This is a genomic window from Mesorhizobium sp. LNHC209A00 (assembly GCF_000502915.1).
GTDB lineage: Bacteria > Pseudomonadota > Alphaproteobacteria > Rhizobiales > Rhizobiaceae > Mesorhizobium.
The window spans coordinates 642,941-659,347 of sequence record NZ_AYWT01000001.1 but is presented as its reverse complement, the minus strand read 5'-3'; the positions used below and the strand labels follow the sequence as shown (position 1 = coordinate 659,347).

Below are 16,407 nucleotides of genomic sequence, written 5' to 3'. Positions count from 1 at the left end.
CTCAAGCTCCGTTCTTGTAGGAGGACATCGCCATGTATTTCTCCGCCACTGGCCAGTTGGCGGCGCGCGAGGCTTCCTGCATGCATTCGATGAGTGCCGCGCCCTCGGTCGGCTGGCGATGCGCCTTCATGTCGCCGTCGCGATAGGCGTTGATGAAGCGGAATTCGAGTGGATCCATGCCGATCAGCCGCGCCAGCTTGTCCATCTGCACCTCCAGCGCGAAATCGCCGATGGTGACGCCGAAGCCGCGCATGGCCGACGACGGCGTGCGATTGGTGTAGACGCAGTAGGTGTCGATCCAGACGTTGGGGATGGTGTAGGGACCGGGATAGTGCCCAGCGCCCTTCTGCGCGCCATAGGGCGAGTGGCGGGAGTAGGCACCGGCATCGGTGTAGCCGGTGACCTTTCGTGCGACGATGCGGCCGTCCTTCATGACGCCGTCCTTGATGACGACTTTTTCGGCCGCGCGGGGCGAGGAGATCTGCATCTCCTCCTCGCGGCTGTAGATAAAACAGACTGGTCGCCCGGTTAGTTTCGCGCCGAGGATGGCGATCGGTTCGACGATGACATCGACCTTGCCGCCGAAACCGCCGCCGACCGTGCCGCCGACAAAATGCAGCTTGCTGCCCGGCATCTGCAGGATGATCGAGGTGTTGTCGAGGGTGAAGAACATGGCCTGCGTGTTGGTGTAGCAGGTGAAGCGGTCATTGCCCTCGGGCGCCACCACGCAACCGGTGGTCTCGGTCGGCGCGTGCTCGATGGGCGAGGACTGATAGCTTTGCTCCAGCACGTGATCGGCTTCGGCAAAGCCCGCCTCGACATCGCCGAAGCGCACCTTGCGGCACGCGCCGCTGTCATAGAGGTAATAGTTCTGACCGTGATACTCGTTGACGATGGGCGCGCCGGGCTTCAGCGCTTCCTCCATGTCGAACACGGCGGGCAGCACTTCATAGTCGACCTTGACCTTGGCGGCGGCCTCCTGGGCGGCACGCTCGGTTTCGGCCAGCACCGCCACCACGGCCTCGCCCTTCCAGCGCACCTTGCCGTCGGCCAGGACCGTCTCGTCTTCCGGTCCGACCTGGATCAGGATCAGGATCGTGTAGACATTGTGCGGCACGTCCCTGGCCGTCAGCACCTTCACCACGCCCGGATGTTTTTCGGCCTCCGACGTGTCGATCGAGCGGATGCGGGCATGGTGATGAGGGCTGCGCACCATCTTCAAATGCAGCATGCCGGGAAAGTTGCGGTCGGCGAAATAGGCGGTCTTGCCGGTGACGTGGCCTGGCGAATCCGAGCGCGGCCGGGCCTGGCCGATCTCATGCAGATCGTCCTTGCGGACATCGGCGAAGTAGCTCTTGCGCAATTCCATTTCCTTGGTCCCTCAGGCCGCGTTCTGCGAATTGGCGCGGGCGGCGGTGAGCACCGCCTGGATGATTGGCTCGTAGCCGGTGCAGCGGCAGACGTTCCCGGACAGCGCCTCGACGACATCCTCGCGGCTGGGATTGGGCGTGTGGTCGAGCAGAACCTTGGCGGCCATGATCATGCCCGGCGTGCAAAAACCGCATTGGGTGGCGAATGTGTCGAGGAAGGCGCGCTGCAGCGGGTGCAGCACGCCGCCTTCGGCGAGGCCCGACGTGGTCGTGATCATTGCACCGTTGCAGGTCTCGGCCAGCGTCAGGCAGGAGAGCTTCAACTCGCCGTCGATGATGACGGAGCAGGCGCCGCAGGTGCCTTGGTGGCAGCCGCCCTTCGGCGAGGTGTCGCCGATCTTGTCGCGCAAGGCATTGAGCAGCGTCGTGCCGCTTTCTATGAATTCGGCTTTTTCGGAGCCATTGAGCGTGAATTGAACCGGGACCTTTGCCATTCTTCCTCCTTGCGCACCTGCCCCGCGGGGCAAGCGCGCGCCCCCGATTGTGATTACCCGAGCAGCAGCCGGCCGAGATGCACGGGCAGAACCTCGGCGCGATACCAGGCGCTGGCGATCGGGTCGGTGATGGGCGAGATGCCTTCAGCCGCGGCGGCCAGCGCCGGTGCGATGCCGTCCGGGTCGAGCGTCCTGCCGAGCAGCGCTTTTTCCGCTGCCTTGGCACGCATCGGCCGATCGGCCATGCAGCCCAGCGCGACCCGTGCCGAGGACACGGTTCCGTCTTCAGCCTGTTCCAGAACGACGGCGATGCTCAGCACCGAGACCCCCTTGGGCTTGACCCGCGACACTTTGAGGAAGCGGAAGCTGTCGGGCTTCGGAAGCGTGAAACCGACCGACGTGACGATGGCGCGGCTGTCGTCCCGTGCGGCCAGGAAGGTCTCGATGGGTCTTTCGCCGTCATTCGTAGCGACCGTTGCGTCGAGCGCCAGGAGGGCCACGGTGAAATCGCCATAGGGCGCCGGCGCGAACAGATTGCCGCCGATGGTCGCCATGTTGCGGATCGCCGGACCGCCAACGGCACGCGCGGCCTTGGCAAGCTGGTCGAATTCGGGATGGCGGCCGATCGCCGCCATGGTCACGGAAGCGCCGATGCGCACCGTGCCACCGGAGACCGCGATTGCCGACAGGGCCGGGTCTGTCGACTTGACAAGGCCGGAGACCGAAACATCGCCTTCATTGGCGGCGCGTACGACGAGCGTGCCGCCGCCGAGATAGCGCGTGCCGGAGGCTTCCAGCGCCGCGCTGGCGTCCTTCACCGTTGCAAAACTCTGCAATGCCAGCGCCATGGCCCGCTCCTCAACCCTGGCCGGCAAAATGGCTCTTCAAGGCGTTGAAGCCGCCCTGGAAGACATTGGCGCCCATGCCCTCGGCCAGCTTGTCGGCTTCTTCGGGTGCTGCGTCGAAGCTGGCGGTCCATTCGGCATAGGTGCGGTCACCGTCGGTGATGCGCCGCAATTGCAGCGTCGCCTTGTGGTTGGTGAGCGGCTGCGGCGTTTCCAGGATAGAATAGCTGACGAGGAAATCGTCATCGGAAAAGTGGACCAGTTTTTCGCGCAGCCGCGCGCCGCTGGCCAGCTGGAAGTTGCGCACGCAGCCGATCGTGCTGGCATCCTTGCCGTCCTCGATATGGCTTTCGACCATGCGTGGATGCCAATCCGGCAACCCGTTGAAATCGCGTATGCGCGCCCAAACCTGTTCGACCGGTGCGTCGATGACGCTGGAGATGGTGACTTTGGGCATAAGATGTTCCCTTGCGAATTTCGTTGCGGCAAGGGTAGGGCGCTACAGCGGGCAGCGCTTATCAATGCGTCTTGAGCGTCTATCAACCAGTCTGAAAAAACAGATAGCTGTTGCTCAGGCCGTTGCCCGCGCGGCCTCGCGGTAGAGCGTCGGCGGCACGCCGACATGGTCGCGGAAGAAGCGCGAGAAATTGCCTTGCGTGGTGAAGCCGAGATTGCAGGCGACCGAGATCAGCGGCTCCCGCGACCACTGCAACTGCCGCACCGCTTCCTCCATGCGCAGCGTGTTCCAGTAGACATTGGGCGTCAGGTTGGTCTGTTCCTTGAACAAGGCGAAGAAATGCGGCCGCGAAAGGCCAACGGCGCGGGCAACGTCGTCGAAGGAGATGCGTTCGCAGATATTGGCCTTCATCAGCTGAATCGCCTTGCGGACGCGGAAATCCTGCACCGTGTTTATGCGGCCGCGCGCGTCCTGCGGCGCCGAGGCATCGGCGGCATCGAGCACCGAGTCGACGAAGCGCTCGATCTCGTAATTGGCGACATCGTCGACGCTCTCATTGTCGGTGAGATGGTCGAGCAGGCTGGCGGCCGCCTGGTGCAGCCAAGGCTCGAGCGCGATCGCCGCCCGCGAAAACAGCGGCGCGTTGGATGGCAGGTCGCGCCGGCGGCGGGCCCAGTCGGGATCGATGTAGAAGGCGAGAAACAGACCGGGCGTCCCGTTTTGCGACAGGACATGGCTGTGGGGCTGGAAGGAATTGATGCCGGCGGCGGTGCAGGGGCCGAGGCTGACCGTCTCGCGGCCGATGGTCATCTCGCCGGCGGTGCCTTCGAGCCAGATGATCAGATGAGCCTCGACATGGGCATGGGTGACGAAGTCGCTCGCGACATTCAGGACAGAAACATGTCCGAACCGGCCCCAGTAGAGCCTGATCGCTTCCGTCATGGCATATCCTCCCGCAAGCGACTGGCCTCCCTTCGCCTGCAGGGGGATTGTGCGGCCGGTTTTCGGCATCCGTCAAGGCATCGGCTGTTGGCCGGCATCAAAGGCCGTCGGCTTCAGCCGATTTTCAGACTGAGCGATAGGATCAGAACGACTAGCGCTTCGACGGCGAAGAGCCCTCAATCGCTGCGCCTGAAATTGCGGATGCGGTCGAACAAAACCGCGAGCAGGATGGCGCCGCCGATGAAAGTCCCTTGCCAGAAGGCATTGATGCCGAGCAAGCCAAGGCTGTTGCGGATCACCTCGATGAGGGCAGCACCGACGATGGCGCCAAAGGCGGTGCCGACGCCGCCGGCCAAATTGGCGCCACCGATGACGGTGGCGGCGATCACTTGCAGTTCCATGCCGTTGCCGAGATTGGTGGTGACAGCGCCGAGCCAGCCGGTTTCGATGATGCCCGCAATGCCGGCCGACAGCGCCGAGATCATGTAGACGGCGACCTTGATCTGGCGAACCGGCACGCCGGTCAGCGTCGCGGCGTGCTCGTTGCCGCCAATGGCAAAGATGTGGCGGCCGAACTTCGTCCAGCGCAGGACGAAGCCGGTGATCAGGGCCAAAAGGATCGTGTAGAGTACCGGATTGGCGATGCCGAACACCCAGGCGCCGCCGCCGAGCGCCAGAAGCTTGTCGTGGTCCGGGCCGAACTGGAAGACGACGGTGTTGTTGGAGGCCACCATGGCGAGGCTGCGGGCGATCGACAGCATGCCGAGCGTCACCACGAAGGGCGGAAAGCCCAGATAGGCGATAAAAATGCCGTTGAACGCGCCGATGACGAGCGCGGTGGCGATCGAGGCCAGAATGCCGATCTCGATCGAATAGCCTGCATGCATGGTGACGGCCAGCACCATCGAGCACAGGCACAGCACCGAGCCTACCGACAGGTCGATGCCACCGGTGATGATGACGAAGGTCATGCCGAGCGCCACGATGGCGACGAAGGTGATGTTGCGCGTGATGTTGTAGAGGTTCTTCGAGGTGGCGAAGGCATCGGTGGCGAAGGACAAGAAGATGCAGGCCAGGACGACGGCGACCACCACCCAGAAAGTCTGGCTGGAGAACAGGCGCGACAGGAGAGTGTGCTGCTTCTGCGCGATCGTCTGGTCAAGGGTGACTGCCATTATCGACCTTTCCTGCCGGCAGCGAAACGCGCCAGCGCAATGAAAACCGGTTTTATCGCTCTCACGCCGCCTGCTCGATGGCGCCGGTGATCAACCCGGTGACTTCCTCGGGCGAGCTCGACGCGATCGCCTTGTCGGCGACCTTCCTGCCGCGCCGCATCACGATGACGCGGTCCGCGACGTCGAAGACGTCGGGCATGCGGTGGCTGATCAGCACCACGGCGATGCCCTGTTTACGCAAGTTGCGGATGAGGTTGAGCACTTCGGCGACCTGCCGCACCGAGATCGCCGCCGTCGGCTCGTCCATCAGCACGATCTTGGCCTGCGACAGCATGGTGCGGGCGATCGCCACGGCCTGGCGCTGTCCGCCCGACATCTGCTTGACGAGATCGCGCGGGCGCGTCTCGGATTTCAGCTCGGCGAAGATATGGCCGGCGCGCTTGTACATCGCCGCATAGTCGAGGATACGGAACGGGCCGACGCCACGACGCAGTTCACGGCCGAGATAGACATTGGCCGCCGCCGTCAGATTGTTGCAGAGCGCCAGGTCCTGGTGGACGATCTCGATGCCGTGCTGGCGCGCCTCGACCGGCTTGTGCAGGATGAGTTCCTTGTCGTCCATGCGCATGGTGCCATGGCTCGGGCGGAAATTGCCGGCGATCATCTTGACCAGCGTCGACTTGCCGGCGCCGTTGTCGCCCATCAGGCCGACGACCTCTCCGGGCTCGATCGACAGCGACACGTCGTTGACCGCCTGGATGGCGCCGAAATGCTTCGAGATGTTGGTGAGTTCGAGAACCGCCACCAGTCTTTGCCTCCCATGCCTGACCCATCCGCACGCGGACAGGCGACAGCTTCCATTGGCTTTCCCCAGCTCCTCCCGGGGGCAGCGATGCGGTCATTTACGCGAATGGTATCGCGGGCGTCAATTGTCGAACAGGCAATTGTCAGACGAATAGTGCCGTGCAGATTTTGAAAAATCCGTTTTGTAGGACAAATAGCATTGACGTTGGCGGCAAGCCGTTATTAGTTGAGCGTCGGAGGAAGACATGCCGGCTTTGACGACGCCATCGGCGGCGCCAACGGCAAGAAGGTTTTGGCGATCGTGCAGCGTCGTCGCTGGGAGGGTCGCATCTGAAAATGCTTATCGGCCTGGCCGGATTGAATGGGCGCACGCGTCTCAGTCATCTCGCATCCTGGCTGGTTTGTGTGGCGGGCACGCCGTGTCCGTCTGGTTGCAAAGGGAGGACTGACATGAGGAAAACAGTATTGCTCGCCGCCGTCGCCGCCATGGCGTTGGGCGCCGGGCCGGCTTTGGCCAAGAAGCAGCTCGTCATCGTGGTGAAAGGTCTCGACAATCCATTCTTCGAAGCCATCCACCAGGGCTGCGAGAAATGGAACAAGGAAAACGCCAGCTCGGAATATGAATGCTTCTACACCGGCCCGGCATCGACTTCCGACGAGGCCGGCGAGGCGCAGATCGTGCAGGATATGCTTAGCAAGGCCGACACGGTTGCTATGGCGATCTCGCCGTCCAACGCGCCGCTGATCGCACAGACGATCAAGAGCGCCAATCCGTCGATCCCGATCATGACCGTCGACGCCGACCTCGCCAAGGGAGACGCGGCACTGCGCAAGACCTATCTTGGCACCGACAACTACCTGATGGGCAAGAAGATCGGCGAGTACATCAAGAAGGCCAAGCCGAATGGTGGCACGATCTGCACCATCGAGGGCAATCCGGCGGCCGACAACATCCTGCGCCGCGCGCAAGGCATGCGCGACGCGCTGACCGGCAAGGAAGGCCTCACGGCACTTGCCGGCGAAGGCGGCTGGACGGAAGTCGCCGGCTGCCCGGTGTTCACCAATGACGACGGAGCCAAGGGCGTTCAGGCGATGACCGACATCCTCGCCGCCAACCCCAAGCTCGACGCGTTCGGCATCATGGGCGGGTGGCCGCTGTTCGGCGCGCCGCAGCCCTACCGCGACCTGATCGGCCCGCTCAAGGACCGGCTGGCCAAGAACGACTTCGTCATCGGCGCCGCCGACACGATCGGCGACGAGGTGGCGATCGCCAGGGACGGCCTTGTCACCGCGCTGGTCGGCCAGCGGCCCTTCGAAATGGGCTACAAGGCACCATCGGTGATGATCGACCTGGTCGAAGGCAAGAAGGTTGACGATCCGGTCTTCACCGGTCTCGACGAATGCACCAAGGACACCGTCGACACCTGCATCCAGAAGTAGGCCGCGATTTCGGGGCGCTCGCCAACGAGCGTCCCGTTTCCTCCACTCTTCAACAGGACGCCTTGGTTGGGGCAATCGGGCTCCGGCTTTGACGCGTCAGTGGTTTGGATTTTCGGCAACGGGATCGGTGCGCCACGCGGGTTCGGATCAATCCGGGTGACTGGCGGCCGACCTATTGGAACGTGAATGCCGGACGAGAAGGCAAAGAAAAAAGCCGGCCGGGCCAAGGCGCAAGCCAGCCATGACCCAGCAGCCATGCGTAGGGCGGATGCGGCGCACTTTCCCGGGTCCAGCGTCCATGCCTCGCTCGCCAGCGAGATTGGCCTCAGGATCGTGCGCGGCGACTATCCGCCTGGCAGCATCCTGCCCAATGAGGCCAAATGGGCCGAAACCTTCAATGTCAGCCGTTCGGCGGTGCGCGAGGCGATCAAGATGCTGATGGCCAAGAGCCTTTTGGCTTCGCGGCCAAAGATCGGCAGTTGGGTCGAGCCGAAGGAGCGCTGGAACCTGCTCGACCGCGACGTGCTGGCCTGGTACGCGACCGCGCCGGATCGCGAAGCGTTCCTTCGCACCGTGCAGGAGTTCCGCCACATCATCGAACCGGAAGCATCCGCCTTTGCCGCCATGCGGCGCAGCGACGAGCAGATGGCCGAGATCAGCCTGGCCTGCCGCGAGATGGGCGAGGCGGCCAACCTGCCCGAGCGCATCCGTGCCGACACGCGCTTCCACCTCGCCATCCTGCGGGCGTCGGGCAACGACCTTCTGGTGCCGCTCGGCGTGTTGATCGAATCGGCGCTCGACCATCTCTTCGTCTTCACCACGCGCCAGGTCGGCGATCAGCGGCGGGCACAGAAACTGCACGAGGCGATCGAGAAAAGCATCCGCCTGCAGCGGCCAGCCGCGGCGCGCAACGCCGTGCACAAGCTGCTTGCCGACACGGATGAGGGGATCGGAAGGGGCCGGCGATGAGGCCGGCCGGCCGTCCGGGTCTCAGATCGTCTGCTTCTTTCCATCCTTCGTCGGCATCAGGTCGATGCCATTGACCTTGGCGATGTGCGTGGCCAGCATCGGCACGAACTGCTCGGCCGGGCCGGTTGCGTGAGCGCCGGCGAAGGAATTCTTGGTGGCGTTGCCGAGCGGATTGGCGATGCCCGCCGCGCCCGCCATCGATTCCAGATAGGTCAAATCCTTGAAGGCATTGGCTATGGTGAATTTGTGGGCGTCGCGGTCGCCTTCCAGCGTCCAGCGCATGAAGGTCTGGTAGAAGCCGCAATCCATGCGGCCGTTGCGAATGACGCTGTCGAAACGCGGCGGCGAGATGCCGACCTTCTCCGCCAGTGCCAAGGCCTCGGAATAGAGTGCGGCGTAGCCAAGCGAGATGAAATTGTTGAGCAGCTTCATGCGGTGGCCGTCTCCGGTATCGCCGATATGCACGATGCGGCCGGCCCAGGTGTCGATCACCGGCTTGACCCTGGCAAAGACGGCGTCGGGCGCGCCAACCATGGCGTCGAGCGTGCCTTCCCAGGCTTCCTTCGGCGTGCGGCTGAGCGGCGCGTCGACATAGTCGACGCCGAGCGCCCTGAGTTCCGTGGCAAGTGCCACGGTCGAGACCGGATCCGATGTCGAGCAGTCGACGACGACCGCCCCCTTCTTCAAGCCCTCCTTGAGGCCATCGGGACCGCGAATGATAGCCTCCACCTCGCGCGAGCCGGTGACGCAGATGAAAACGATATCGGATGCCGCCGCCACATCGCGGGAAGTCGATGCCTCGCGAGCCCCTCGGCCGAGAAGATCCTCCGCCGGTTTGCGGTTCTTGCGGCCGAGGAAGGTCAGGGAATATCCCTTGTCGACAATGTTCTTGGCGATGCCGTGCCCCATCAGGCCAAGGCCGACAAAGCCGATCTTCTCACCGGTAGCGCTCGTGCTCATGCTGTCTGTCCTGTTCCGTGATTATCGATAATGTCGCCGCTGTTTTAGCCATATACGGTTGCAGAAAGCAATATTGTCTGACAATACACGTAAATCCCAGGACTTTCGTGGAGACCAGAAATGACGAAGCGGATCATGTTCACCGGCGGCAGCGGCAAGGCTGGGCGCCACGTCGTGCAATATCTGGTGGAGCAGGGTTGCCAGGTGCTCAACATCGACACCAAGCCGCTCGACAATCCCAAGGTGCGCACGCTGATCACCGACATCACCGACAGCGGCCAGGTGTTCAACGCGCTGTCGAGCTATATGGGGCTGCACGAATTCGACCCCTCGCTACGCCCGCAGCCAGTGGACGCCGTGGTGCATTTCGCTGCAATCCCACGCATCATGATCACGCCCGACAACGAGGTGTTCCGCATCAATGCAATGGGCACCTACAACGTCATCGAGGCAGCGGTGAAGCTCGGTATTCGCAAGGTGATCATCGCTTCCAGCGAGACGACCTACGGCCTGGTGTTCGCCAACGAGCCGCGCGATCCCACGCATTTCCCGCTCGACGAGGAGTATGACGTCGACCCGATGGATAGCTATGCGCTATCAAAGATCGTCAACGAGAAGACCGCGCGCGCTTTCGCGCAGCGCAACGGCACGGATATCTATGCCTTGCGCATCGGCAACGTCATCGAGCCGCATGAGTATTCGCTGTTTCCGAAATGGTTCGCCGATCCTGGTTTTCGCAAGCGCATCGCCTGGAGTTACATCGACGCGCGCGACCTTGGCCAGATCACGCTGCTGGCCGTCGAGAAGGATGGGCTGGGCTACCAGGTGTTCAATGCCGCCAATGACGACACCTCGTCCGATCTGCCGACCGCCGAGCTCCTGAAGCGGTTCTATCCCGACGTGCCGGTCAACGGCGAACTCGGTGAGTATGAGACGCTGCTGTCGAACCGCAAGGCGCGCGACGTGCTCGGCTTCCGCCCGGAGCACAGCTGGCGCAAATACGTCAAGACCGCCTGAGCGAGCTCGAATCACGGCTGGGTTGTGCATAGAGGGCCGGCTTCGCGGCCCGACGCCCGCACCGCGCTTGACAGCTCCCCTAAACCGGCCTTTCTGGAACCCATGCGGGACGCGAAGCCGAACAAGGAAAAATCGCCCAAAAAGGCTGTAGCCGCCGATCGTCCGGCCGGTGTTCGGCGAGCCGACGCGGCACGTATTCCGGGCTCCAGCGTGCACACATCACTGGCCGGCGAGATTGGCCTCAGGATCGTGCGCGGCGACTATCCGCCCGGCACCATCCTGCCCAATGAGGCCAAATGGTCGGAGACCTTCAGCGTCAGCCGCTCGGCCGTGCGCGAGGCGATCAAGATGCTGATGGCCAAGAGCCTGCTCGCATCGCGCCCCAAGATCGGCAGCTGGGTCGAGCCGAAGGAGCGCTGGAACCTGCTCGACCGCGACGTGCTCGCCTGGTACGCGACGTCGCCCGACCGCGAGGTGTTCCTGAAGACGGTGCAGGAATTCCGCCACATCATCGAGCCGGAAGCGACCGCCTTCGCCGCCATGCGGCGGACCGACGAGCAGATGGCCGAGATCAGCCAGGCCTGTCGTGAGATGGGCGAGGCGAAAAGCTTGCAGGAGCGGACCCGCGCCGACACCCGCTTCCACCTCGCCATCCTGCGTGCCTCGGGCAATGATCTGCTGGTGCCGCTCGGCGTGCTGATCGAATCCGCCTTCGACCACCTGTTTGCCTACACGACCCGTGAACTCGACGATTTGCAACTCGCCCAGAAGATGCATGAGGCAATCGAAAAGAATATCCGCCTCCAGCGGCCCGACGCAGCGCGCAATGCCGTGCGCAAGCTGCTGGCCAATACCGACAACGTCATCCGTTCGCGATAGATTTCCGCGACACGGCCGTTCGGCGGGGGTGTTTGCGCCTTCGAGCTCGAAGCAATTCGGGGAGCACCGCAAAAAATTCTAAAGCCTATGTCGGACCGGCTGTGTGGTGTCCGTCCTTGGGGCATCGAACAGAGACCACGAAGGAGTATCGACATGCCCAGTACCGTACGTTTGCATCGCGTTCTGACCACCAGCCCGGAGAAGGTCTACCGCGCGTTCCTCGAGGCCGACGCTCTTGCCAAATGGCTTCCGCCGAACGGCTTCACCTGCACGGTTCATCACTTCGAAGGCAAGGTCGGCGGTACCTTCAAGATGTCGTTCCGCAACTTCACCACTGGCGACAGCCATTCGTTTGGCGGTGAGTATGTCGAGCTCGTCGCGGGCGAACTCCTGCGCTACACCGACAGGTTCGACGATCCCAACCTGCCCGGCGAGATCCTGGTGACCGTGACGTTGAAGAAAGTGTCCGTAGGCACCGAAGTGAACATCACACAAGCCGGCATTCCAGACGCCATTCCCGCCGAAGCCTGCTATCTCGGCTGGCAAGAGTCGCTGCGCAACCTGGCCAAGCTTGTCGAACCCGAGATCAGACAATAGGGCGCCGACCGTCTGGGTAGCGGTAAGGAACGGGTTCCTCACCTCGTTTTCGATGGTGAGGAACAAGTTTGAGGAGCCATTGGCGGCTAGGGCCTAATCCTCTTTTGGCCGCCCGAATGCCGCGCGCAATTCGTCCTTGGCGTCCTCGAGGATCTTCTTGCGTGCCGCGGGCAGGTTTTTTCCGGCCCTGTTGATGTAAAAATTCAGCATCGACATCGCGGACTGGAAGGGCTCGGCCTTGCGGCGGTGGCTGTGTTCGGCCGAACGCTTGAGCGAGGCGGCGATCTTCTTGGCATCGTCGGATTCGAACACGTGGTCCTCGAGATCCATGGCATCGCTGTGCTCGGTCACCTCGGCCGACCATTTCTGCTTGGTGGCGGTCATGGCAGGACTCCTTTGCGGGGTTGCTGATCGGAAACTCCAGATGCTGGCGTCGGTTCCCGCACTCGTACCTCCCTGGAACCACGGATTTGCCCTCTGTGGTGCTGCTGTGCGCCGAGAATGCGTCGATAGTGGCCAAAACAGCAGCGGTTGAGGCCGCCGACAGGAAACGCCTTTGTCACGAGCCGACTTGAGCCGGCCGAGCCCCGGTATCGACAGTTCCTACGCCTGGATGCGCCTTGCTATCTCGATGCTGCTGGCGACGATCGGCGCGGTCGGCATGTGGGCCGTTGTCGTGGTGCTGCCGGCGGTACAGGCCGAGTTCGGCGTCGACCGCGCCGCGGCATCCATGCCTTATACCGCGACCATGGTAGGCTTCGCCGCCGGCAATGTGCTGGTCGGCCGTGCCATCGACCGCATGGGTTACTGGATTCCGGCGCTGTTTTCCTCGATCGCGCTCTCCGCCGGCCTTCTGCTCGCGGCTCTGTCGACCTCGATCCTGCAATTCACCCTTGCCCAGGGCGTGCTGATCGGTCTCGGTACATCGGTGATCTTCGGGCCGCTGATCGCCGATATATCGCATTGGTTCAATCGCCGGCGCGGCGTCGCCGTCACCGCGGCCGCGGCCGGCAATTACCTCGCCGGAGCGATCTGGCCGACCATCATGCCGACGCTGATCAAAGCGGAAGGCTGGCGCTTCACCTATGCCGCCATCGGCGTCTTCTGCCTGGTCACCATGGTGCCGCTGGTGCTTTTGCTGCGCCGTGGCGCTCCGGAAGCGGCAGCCGCCGGCTCGGCCGGAAGCCGGTCTGTGCAGCCGATGCCAATGTCTCCAGCCGCGATGCAGATGCTGCTGGTCGTCGCGGGACTGGGCTGCTGCGTGGCGATGTCGATGCCGCAAGTGCATATCGTCGCCTATTGCATGGATCTTGGCTACGGCATGGCGCATGGCGCCGACATGCTGTCGATCATGATGGCCGCGGGCGTCGTCAGCCGGCTCGCTTCGGGCTTTGTCGCCGACCGCATCGGCGGTGTCAAAACCTTGCTTATCGGCTCCGTGCTGCAATGCCTGTCACTGCTGTTCTACATCCCGTTCGACGGGCTCGCCTCGCTCTATGCCGTGTCGCTGGTCTTCGGCCTGTCGCAAGGCGGCATCGTCCCTTGCTATGCGATCATCGTGCGCGAATACCTGCCCGCCAAGGAAGCCGGCCAGCGCATCGGCATCGTCATGATGGCGACGATTTTCGGCATGGCGATCGGCGGCTGGATGTCGGGCTGGATCTACGACCTGACCGGCTCCTATGCCGCCGCGTTCCTGAACGGGATTGCCTGGAACCTCTTGAACATACTCGCGATCGGACTGTTCATGTGGAAGGCAAGGGACAGGGCTGCCGTAGCCGCCTGAGGAAAGCCAAGCACGGCCATTCGGTGGCCCGGCTTGACAACGGGCAGTCACTGCGCGACGCCAAGGCGGAGGGTGCGGCAACAGGCCGGTGAGATGGCGACAGCTGGAAAGATCGCATTGCGGGCGCGCTTCGATGGCCATGCGCATGGGCCAAGATCGTGATCAAGCCGCGTTCGCGCCGGGGCGGTGGCCGCCCAACCCTATCGGATGTGGCACGCAAGGCCGGCGTCGGCGCCATCACCGTTTCACGCGCGCTGCGCGACCCGGCGCGCGTTTCCGAGGAGCTGCGCCGCCAGATCCAGGCCGCCGTCGACGAACTCGGCTATGTGCCGGACCCCAATGCGCGCGCACTGGCCTCGGCGCGCGCCGAAGTGTTCGGTGTGCTGGTGCCTTCGCTGACCAATAACGTCTTCGCCGAGGTGGTGCGCGGCATTTATGACAGCCTGTCGGACAGCCCGTTCCGCATCCAGCTCGGCAATACGCACTATTCCGGACTGGAGGAAGAGCGGCTGCTGCAGTTGTTCGGTTCGCAACGCCCGGCCGCGCTCATCGTTGCCGGCATCGACCAGACGACCGCTTCGCGAAAACTCCTGGAGAATGCCGGTTGCCCGGTGGTGCAGGTGATGGAGACCGGGCCTGATCCGGTGGACATGATGGTCGGTTTCTCGCATCTCGATGGCGGTCGGACGGCGACCGAGCACCTGATCGAGGCGGGGTATCGCCGGATCGGCTTCATCGGTGCACGCATGGACCCCCGCTCGCAGCGGCGCCTGGCTGGTTACCGGGTGGCGATGGAGAACGCCGGCCTCACGGACCCGCGCCTGATCACCACAACGCCGGTGCTGTCCAGCGTGCCGCTTGGTCGCGAACTGTTCCGCGATGCTCTTGCCAAGATGCCAACGCTCGACGGCGTGTTCTGCAACAATGACGACATCGCGCTCGGCGTGCTGTTCGAATGCCATCGCGCTTCCATCGACGTGCCCAAGACCATTGGCATTGTCGGCTTCAACGATCTCGACATGATGCAAGTGGCGTTTCCTTCGATCACCAGCATCCGCACCCATCGCTACGAAATCGGCAGGCGCGCGGTGGCCATGGCGCTTGCGGCAATATCAGGTGACAGGCCGCGGCAGCGGGTCGTCGACCTTGGGTTCGAGCTGAAGCGCCGCGAGAGCACGGCGCGCTGAAACATTTTAGAACCTGCTGAATCAGCCTTTACAGGGATTCTTGGTAGCGCTACCATTCGAAACCGCATGGCGTCAGCGCGTTGTTTATTATACATAAGCGACAGAATTTCCTTGTTTATTATTGATAATATGATACTTTCGCTCCCGCTTAAGGAAGCGAAAAGGAGGAGCAGGTTGGCGCTGGCCACCTGACGTGCGTGGGACTACGGCGGGAGGTGCTTGGGTCAACACGTCATTGTACCGCAGCTAAACAAAGAAGTCAGAACTGCAACTGGGAGGAATATCGATGATCAAGTCACTCGTCGGTGGCATCGTTGCCGCCACTGCATTCGTCATGTTGAGCTCAGCGGCGATGGCCGCAGGCCCAGAAGTCGTCAAGGGACCAGCAGCCGAGCCGGACTGCTTCGCCCCATGGGCAGCCGATACGCAATTCTTCAAGTTCCCCAAAAAGGCCGGCCCATATCGCGTTGCGCTCGCCAACGGCTATATCGCCAACACTTGGCGTATCCAGATGGTGCAGACCGCCAAGGCGTATGCGGCACAGCCGGATGTCGCCAAGAAACTGAAGGAATTCAAGGTTGTGTCGACCGGCGAGGACGTCCCGGCGCAGATCTCCGCGATCAACAATTTCATTGATTCCGGCTTTGACGCCATTGTCGTCAACGCGCAGAATCCGACCGCCTTCGGGCCGGTCATCAAGCGCGCCAGGGAAGCGGGGGTCGTGCTGGTCGCCTTCGACAACATCCTCGACACCAAGGATGCCATCAACGTCAATGTGGACCAGAAGGGCCTTGGCGCATTGTGGGGCAAGTGGTTGGTCTCACATGTTCCGAACGGCGGAAAGGTGCTCGAAGTGCGCGGCGTCGCCGGCACCTCCGTCGATACGGACCGCCATGCCGGCATCCACGAGGTTCTCGACGGCTCGGGCAAGAAATGGGAAGTCACCGAGGTGGTCGGCAAATGGGACGATGGCGTCGCCCAGAAAGCTACGGCGGACGCGATTGCCACCAACGGACCCTTCGACGGCATCACCGGGCAAGGCGGCGACACCGGCATCGTGCAGGCGATGATGGATGCCAAGCATCCATTCGTTCCGTTCGGCGGCGAGACGGAGAACGGCTTTCGCAAATTCTGCGCCGCGCATGCCGGCGACGGCTTGAAGTGCTCTTCCGCCGGCACCGGCCCCGCCCAGGTGGCCGTGGCAATCAAGACGGCAATCGCGGCCCTCGAAGGCAATGTCGTGCCGCAATCGGTGAAGCTGCCGCTGGCCATTGTCGAGGATCCGAACTTCAAGGCAGGCCAGGATTTCTTCCCCGACCAGTCCGACAATTTCTTCGTCGGCAATTCCTTCCCGACCTGCGGCATCAATTTCAGCGCCCAGGAAATCATGGGGCAGACCAAGGAAAACCAGTAGTCGCTGGCTATCCTCTGGCGCCGCGGCTGATCCCGCGGCGCCAGCCTGCAATCCCACAATCGCCTCGGGAG

The 16,407-nt window shown here is 63.0% G+C and carries 17 protein-coding genes; 8 read left to right on the top strand and 9 right to left on the bottom strand.

What is annotated here, in order from left to right; all coding sequences use genetic code 11:
- Window position 1: 1 nt before the first annotated feature.
- The 7 genes from X739_RS1000000171095 to X739_RS162795 all read right to left on the bottom strand — a co-directional run bounded on the left by X739_RS1000000171095 (window position 2) and on the right by X739_RS162795 (window position 6,088).
- Window positions 2-1,369 (bottom strand): xanthine dehydrogenase family protein molybdopterin-binding subunit, encoded by a 1,368-nt coding sequence (locus tag X739_RS1000000171095; RefSeq protein ID WP_023769559.1) that lies wholly within the window; start codon window positions 1,367-1,369, stop codon window positions 2-4.
- A gap of 12 nt (window positions 1,370-1,381) precedes the next feature.
- Window positions 1,382-1,864, bottom strand: a complete 483-nt coding sequence (locus X739_RS162770) for a (2Fe-2S)-binding protein (protein ID WP_023782765.1) — start codon at window positions 1,862-1,864, stop codon at window positions 1,382-1,384.
- 53 nt (window positions 1,865-1,917) lie between these two features.
- Window positions 1,918-2,712 carry an FAD binding domain-containing protein gene (locus X739_RS162775; RefSeq protein WP_023769560.1) on the bottom strand — a complete coding sequence of 265 codons (795 nt, stop codon included), beginning with the start codon at window positions 2,710-2,712 and terminating at the stop codon, window positions 1,918-1,920.
- Window positions 2,713-2,722: 10 nt separating this feature from the next.
- The gene (locus X739_RS162780; protein ID WP_023769561.1) at window positions 2,723-3,166 is read right to left on the bottom strand and encodes an SRPBCC family protein; all 444 of its coding nucleotides are present in this window, start codon (window positions 3,164-3,166) and stop codon (window positions 2,723-2,725) included.
- Window positions 3,167-3,280: 114 nt separating this feature from the next.
- Window positions 3,281-4,108 (bottom strand): AraC family transcriptional regulator, encoded by an 828-nt coding sequence (locus X739_RS162785; protein ID WP_023792374.1) that lies wholly within the window; start codon window positions 4,106-4,108, stop codon window positions 3,281-3,283.
- Window positions 4,109-4,284: 176 nt separating this feature from the next.
- The gene (locus X739_RS162790) at window positions 4,285-5,283 is read right to left on the bottom strand and encodes an ABC transporter permease (protein ID WP_023782762.1); all 999 of its coding nucleotides are present in this window, start codon (window positions 5,281-5,283) and stop codon (window positions 4,285-4,287) included.
- Window positions 5,284-5,344: 61 nt separating this feature from the next.
- Window positions 5,345-6,088: an ATP-binding cassette domain-containing protein gene (locus tag X739_RS162795; protein WP_023782761.1), complete on the bottom strand. Its 744-nt coding sequence runs from the start codon at window positions 6,086-6,088 to the stop codon at window positions 5,345-5,347.
- 449 nt (window positions 6,089-6,537) lie between these two features.
- On the opposite strand from X739_RS162795, the gene X739_RS162800 reads away from it, so the two are divergent.
- Window positions 6,538-7,527: a sugar-binding protein gene (locus X739_RS162800; RefSeq protein ID WP_023769566.1), complete on the top strand. Its 990-nt coding sequence runs from the start codon at window positions 6,538-6,540 to the stop codon at window positions 7,525-7,527.
- A 186-nt stretch (window positions 7,528-7,713) separates the two neighbouring features.
- The gene (locus tag X739_RS162805) at window positions 7,714-8,496 is read left to right on the top strand and encodes a FadR/GntR family transcriptional regulator (protein WP_023782760.1); all 783 of its coding nucleotides are present in this window, start codon (window positions 7,714-7,716) and stop codon (window positions 8,494-8,496) included.
- 21 nt (window positions 8,497-8,517) lie between these two features.
- Here X739_RS162805 and X739_RS162810 read toward each other — a convergent pair whose 3' ends face one another.
- Window positions 8,518-9,456 (bottom strand): NAD(P)-dependent oxidoreductase, encoded by a 939-nt coding sequence (locus X739_RS162810; RefSeq protein ID WP_023792369.1) that lies wholly within the window; start codon window positions 9,454-9,456, stop codon window positions 8,518-8,520.
- Between the two features lie 120 nt (window positions 9,457-9,576).
- Between X739_RS162810 and X739_RS162815 the strand changes: the two genes are divergently transcribed.
- From X739_RS162815 to X739_RS162825, 3 genes are all read left to right on the top strand, one after another.
- Window positions 9,577-10,473, top strand: coding sequence for an NAD(P)-dependent oxidoreductase (locus X739_RS162815; RefSeq protein ID WP_023792366.1), 897 nt, complete (start codon window positions 9,577-9,579; stop codon window positions 10,471-10,473).
- A gap of 102 nt (window positions 10,474-10,575) precedes the next feature.
- A complete protein-coding gene (locus X739_RS162820) occupies window positions 10,576-11,352 on the top strand; it encodes a FadR/GntR family transcriptional regulator (RefSeq protein ID WP_023782757.1) in 777 nt (258 codons plus the stop codon).
- Window positions 11,353-11,505: 153 nt separating this feature from the next.
- Window positions 11,506-11,949, top strand: a complete 444-nt coding sequence (locus X739_RS162825; RefSeq protein ID WP_023792362.1) for an SRPBCC family protein — start codon at window positions 11,506-11,508, stop codon at window positions 11,947-11,949.
- Window positions 11,950-12,042: 93 nt separating this feature from the next.
- Here the strand turns inward: X739_RS162825 and X739_RS162830 are convergent, their stop codons facing one another.
- Entirely contained in the window at window positions 12,043-12,333 is a 291-nt protein-coding gene (locus X739_RS162830; protein WP_015317112.1) for a DUF3175 domain-containing protein, read from the bottom strand.
- A gap of 172 nt (window positions 12,334-12,505) precedes the next feature.
- Here X739_RS162830 and X739_RS162835 point away from each other — a divergent pair, with 172 nt between their 5' ends.
- From X739_RS162835 to X739_RS162845, 3 genes are all read left to right on the top strand, one after another.
- Window positions 12,506-13,735, top strand: coding sequence for an MFS transporter (locus X739_RS162835; RefSeq protein ID WP_023792358.1), 1,230 nt, complete (start codon window positions 12,506-12,508; stop codon window positions 13,733-13,735).
- Window positions 13,736-13,893: 158 nt separating this feature from the next.
- The gene (locus tag X739_RS162840) at window positions 13,894-14,922 is read left to right on the top strand and encodes a LacI family DNA-binding transcriptional regulator (RefSeq protein WP_023769573.1); all 1,029 of its coding nucleotides are present in this window, start codon (window positions 13,894-13,896) and stop codon (window positions 14,920-14,922) included.
- A gap of 286 nt (window positions 14,923-15,208) precedes the next feature.
- Window positions 15,209-16,336 (top strand): sugar ABC transporter substrate-binding protein, encoded by a 1,128-nt coding sequence (locus X739_RS162845; protein ID WP_023769574.1) that lies wholly within the window; start codon window positions 15,209-15,211, stop codon window positions 16,334-16,336.
- Window positions 16,337-16,407: the final 71 nt, after the last annotated feature.